Here is a 4,776-nt window from a genome sequence, read left to right on the forward strand (position 1 = left end):
ACCAATGCCGTGCACGACTTGACGACGGCGGAAGTTTTTGCATCTGTAATGGCCTCCTCAGCTCCGCCGGGTACAACCCTGACAAGGAGGCGCCCCTCTACACGGTCGGCGTCAATGGTTACCGTGTTGACAAGCTTACAACCGTCAAAGAACTGTTTGCCGAACTGACAGGCAGAACAAACGAGGGCTGCTGAGCCGATCCAGATCCCGGTCATCTGCAGCTTGCTTCCAGGTTCATGACGTCGGTTGTGACGCACTGTCACCAGATTGGCCCTGGAGCGGCGAACTGTTTTGATCTTCTTTATGCTGCCTGAAAGACCCGGAATGTTTCCCTGGCGCCTGTCTGCGCTTCCTGTAAGAAAATACGTAATGATAAAGGATACCGGGAACAGATCGAGGTATATGTAAGAGATCACTCTGAAGCAGAGTTCAGCCTTCAAAATAGCTGTTTCACCAGCAAATAAACAAACCTTATTAATAAGGAAGACAACTATTACGGGTAGAAAAAAAGCAAATTATGATTCCGTTGTTTGAAATTCGAAACCCTTTTCCCTGAACAGTCTAAGACACGCGTCAACCGCATCGGCATCATAGAGGATGCCCTTGTTCTTCTCTATCTCTTCAAGAGCTGCATCGATCCCAAGGGCCGACCTGTAGGGACGGTGGGATGCCATGGCCTCGACGACGTCGGCTATGGAAAGTATCTGTGCCTCCAGGAGGATCTCGCCATCCGTTAATCCCTGGGGATATCCGGAGCCGTCTAATCTCTCATGGTGCTGGAGGACTATCTCCGCTATGGGATAGGGCAGTTCAACGTCTTTCAGCATGTCGTATCCTGATTGGGGATGGACCTTTATGAGACTGAGTTCTATCTCTGTTAATCTGCCGGGTTTGCTCAATATTTCAGCGGGTACTGATATTTTGCCGATATCATGGATGCTGCCTGTCATTCTGACGCTATCAATTACGGCTTCTGAAAGATCCATTTCTTTAGCAACTGCGCGGGCAAGATTTGACACCCTTCTCTGGTGGCCAGCGGTGTAGGGGTCTCTTGCCTCTACCATCATTGACATTGTATGGATGGTCACCACCAGGCTCTTTCTTAACTTCTCCATGGTCCGCTTCAGTTCTTCTTGGGTCTCCTTGCGCTCGGTGATGTCTTCAGAGATGCCCAGGAGATAGACCTCTTTCCCTTCACTTTCAATTATGGGGATCTTTTTTGTATGCAATATCCTCTCTCCCAAATGTCTTGTATGAATGGACTCTTCGGGAATATCGACGAGTTGTTTCTTTTTAAGCACCTCCCTGTCCTTTTCTGTAAAAAGATCCGCCTGATCTTTAAGGAAAAAATCATAGTCACTCTTGCCGATCATATCTTGTCTGTTCACCCCCAAAAGACTCTCCGCCGCCTTATTGAGCTTTACAAAACAAAGGGTTTCGGCCTCTTTCACAAAGATCATATCCGGGATGTTCTCGATGATGCTGTTCAGGAATTGCTCATTCCTCCGAATTTCCTTTTCCTTTTCCCTCAACATTTGATTTGTGGTCTCCAAAACCAGCATTTTGTGTTCGAGCTTACTGAAAAGGATCTCGTTATGCCGTCTGAAGAACTCCATTTCTTCACCCAGTGGCTTTATCGGTTCGGGCCTTGCCGCATCCTTTTGTTCCAATAGTTCATTCACTATATCCATCAATATATCCGGGTCCTGAGGTTTGAGAATGAAGCGTTCCGCGCCGAGATCCAGTGCAAATCTTTCGTCTTTTGGTTCCGTATATGTGGCCGTGTAAAATATGAACGGGATATGCCTGAGCCGCTCATCTGATTTGCAGCGCCGGCATAAGGCATAGCCGTCCATGATCGGCATTAAAATGTCTGAAACGATCATGTCAGGAGAGTCCGCAAGGGCCTTCTCAAGGGCATCCTTGCCATTTTCCGCCATGATGATATCCAGGCCCTCTTTCTCCAATAAACTTTTCAGCATATAAAGGTTGTCGCTGTTGTCGTCGACAATGAGGACTTTCTTTTGCATCTATTCCTCGCTTTTGTTTATGCCCATGGACAGATATTTTTCCACCTGGGCACCAATATTGTCGGGATCGATCGGTTTTTCAATATAGCCGCTGCAACCTGCTTCCATTGCTTTCTCTTTATCACCGGGCATGGCATAGGACGTCACCGCAACTACGGGTGTGTCTGCAAGACCTGAATTCCGCCTTAAGGCACGCGCAACAGCGTAACCGTCCATGACGGGCAACTGGATGTCAAGAAGGATGAGATCCGGCTTTATAGAGAACCCCATGTCAATCCCTTCCTGCCCATCTCGCGCCGCGAAGACCTCATAACCATACTTCTTCAGGATAAACGATATGAGATAGAGGTTCTGTTCGTTGTCCTCGATAATAAGGATTCTTTTCTTCATGGCAAACCCCTCTCTATTGGAAGACTGAAACTGAAGGTGCTCCCCTTTTTCCATGTGCTTTCAACCCATATATCTCCATTCATCAGCTGCACAAGTTTCATGCAAATGGAAAGGCCCAACCCGGTCCCTTCGTATTTGCGAGCTAAACCGCTGTCGATCTGGAGAAATGGTTTGAAGACCCTTTCAATGTCCTCATTGCGAATACCAATGCCGGTATCTGTTACATGTGTGATAACGATCCCTTCATTGGCTGAACAGTTTACAGTCACGCCCCCCTGTTCGGTAAATTTGATGGCATTGCTCAAAAGATTGAGAAGCACCTGTTCAACCCGGCGCATGTCACCTCTTATTATGCCTATATCCGAAGCAACATCGATGGTTAAGCCCAGACCTTTTTTCTCGGCAAGCGGCCGGACGGTCTGCTCGACTTTTTGAATTGATATGCGCAGGTCGAATGGTTCATGCTCAACCTGGAGCTGCCCTGCCTCTATCTTTGAGATATCGAGCACATCATTGATCAGTGACAGCAGGTGGTGCGCACTGTTTCGCACCATATTCAATTGTTTTTTCTGCTCCTCATTGAGCTGTCCAACTAGCCCTCTTAACAGAATGCCGGTAAAGCCTATGATGGAGTTGAGAGGTGTACGGAGTTCATGGGACATGGTGGCGAGAAAGGCTGATTTCAGCCTGTCGGCTGCTTCGGCTGCTTCCTTCGCTTTTTCAAGCTCCTGTGTCCTTGTTCGAACGAGGTCTTCAAGGTGAAGCCGGTATTCATCCAGTTCCTTCTCCGCCAGTTTGCGCTCAGTGATGTTCTGAGAAGTGGTTTCATAGTAAAGTATGGTGCCCGACGTGTCACGGATGACACGTGCATTCATGGAGACCCATATCCTGCTTCCGTTTCTTGTGTAATGCTCCGTTTCGAAACCTTCAACAAATCCGGTGCTTGCCAGCAGTTCTTTGAACTGTTCCCGGTCTTCAGCGTGAACATATATCTGCCGGGCCATGTCTGCGACCGATTGGATCATGTCTTCTTGCGACCTATACCCGTACATCCTGGCGCCGGTGGGGTTGATACTCAAGTAACGACCATCCGGGGTGGTTCGGAAAATCCCCATGACAGCATTTTCGAAGATACTATGGTATTTCTCCTCGCTCTGGCGGAGGGCGTTTTCGGCATCAAGCCGTTCCTTGATCTCTTTCCGCAGAGTGTTGTTGATCCGAAGGAGCTGAAAGACAAGAATGGAAAAGATCAGATTGAAGATGCTTCCAAAAATAAAATAAAAGGACCTCAGCGGGCTAAATGCGGGCCATCCGCTCGCTGGCAGCGCGGCTATCTGCCAGCTTCCTGAGGGGAGCGTGATATCCATAAGTACGGGATCCATAGGAAATATCCCGCCGTCGCCCCAGAATGTCGCGCCGTCTGCGCCCAGACCGTTTTTGCCTCGAAGGGCAAAACGTATATTCTGGGTTGCTCCGCTGGTAAACCCGGCGCTCCTGATCAATGTATCAAAATCGATGACTGTTGAGGCTATACCCCAGTAGAGTGACTCGCCGGGGGAGATAGGAGAATTGTTCAGAAATATCGGGGTGCGGCTGATAATGCCCACCCCACCCTGCACAAGATCGACCGGCCCGGCAACGACTGTTGTTTTCTCCCGGATAGCCTTCAATGCCGCTTCACGTTGACCGGGAGTCTTAAGGTAATCCAAACCGAGAGCACGTTCATTTCCTTTCATTGGGTACACAAATCGAATGATATTCTTGGGAGCAAGGGCTATATTTCTAATTCTGGGTTCACTGGCCACGATCTCCCGTGCCATAGATACAAACTGGGCTTCTGTGATCCCGTTCTGGATCTTCACAAGACTGACAAGCCCCTGCGAAAGTTGAATGAGGGAGTATAGCTTTCGGCTGATTTCTCCCCGCGCCTTGTCTAATCTGGCAGTGATCACTGTGCGCTCATGGTTGATATCAGCCCTGTGATGCAACAACGCAAACCAATACGTAAAAATCAGGCCGGCGAGGAATATTAATAAAGAAAGTAGTACAACCGCACCTTTTTCTCTAAAAGGATACTGCAATCTCATAAAAGTATTATATCCCACTTTGACATGTTCCGCTCAACAGTTTCCTGCACGGAAGGATGGGGTCCCGCGCGGACCTCACATAAGGAGAACAAGTAAAAATACATCGGCAAGTAATTGGAGTGAATCACCTCTGGTAATCATGCATTACCCCGGAACGGTGTCCATTGACTTATCGCTGTGGCGGCGATATGATTCGTGTACTGCAAGGCATGCGTGGGGCGGTGAGCGGTTGCGCAGGGGGTTTTGGTTGTGCGACCATGTTCGGACCG

4 protein-coding genes are annotated in these 4,776 nt (G+C 48.8%); 1 reads left to right on the forward strand and 3 read right to left on the reverse strand.

The features are described 5' to 3' along the window. Positions 1–194 (forward strand): hypothetical protein (locus PHC90_14455; protein ID MDD3847546.1); only part of this gene is annotated, 194 nt, incomplete at its 5' end. A 321-nt stretch (positions 195–515) separates the two neighbouring features. Here PHC90_14455 and PHC90_14460 read toward each other — a convergent pair. Genes PHC90_14460 through PHC90_14470 form a run of 3 tightly spaced genes read right to left on the reverse strand, consistent with a single transcriptional unit; the run spans position 516 to position 4,525 of the window. Next, on the reverse strand, positions 516–2,030 hold the full coding sequence (locus PHC90_14460) for a response regulator (protein ID MDD3847547.1): 1,515 nt from the start codon (positions 2,028–2,030) through the stop codon (positions 516–518). Then, entirely contained in the window at positions 2,031–2,420 is a 390-nt protein-coding gene (locus tag PHC90_14465; GenBank protein ID MDD3847548.1) for a response regulator, read from the reverse strand. Further along, positions 2,417–4,525 (reverse strand): ATP-binding protein, encoded by a 2,109-nt coding sequence (locus PHC90_14470; protein MDD3847549.1) that lies wholly within the window; start codon positions 4,523–4,525, stop codon positions 2,417–2,419. The genes PHC90_14465 and PHC90_14470 overlap by 4 nt, the downstream gene beginning before the upstream one ends. Between the last annotated feature and the right edge of the window lie 251 nt (positions 4,526–4,776).

It is taken from the genome of Syntrophorhabdaceae bacterium (assembly GCA_028698615.1).
GTDB lineage: Bacteria > Desulfobacterota > Syntrophorhabdia > Syntrophorhabdales > Syntrophorhabdaceae > Delta-02.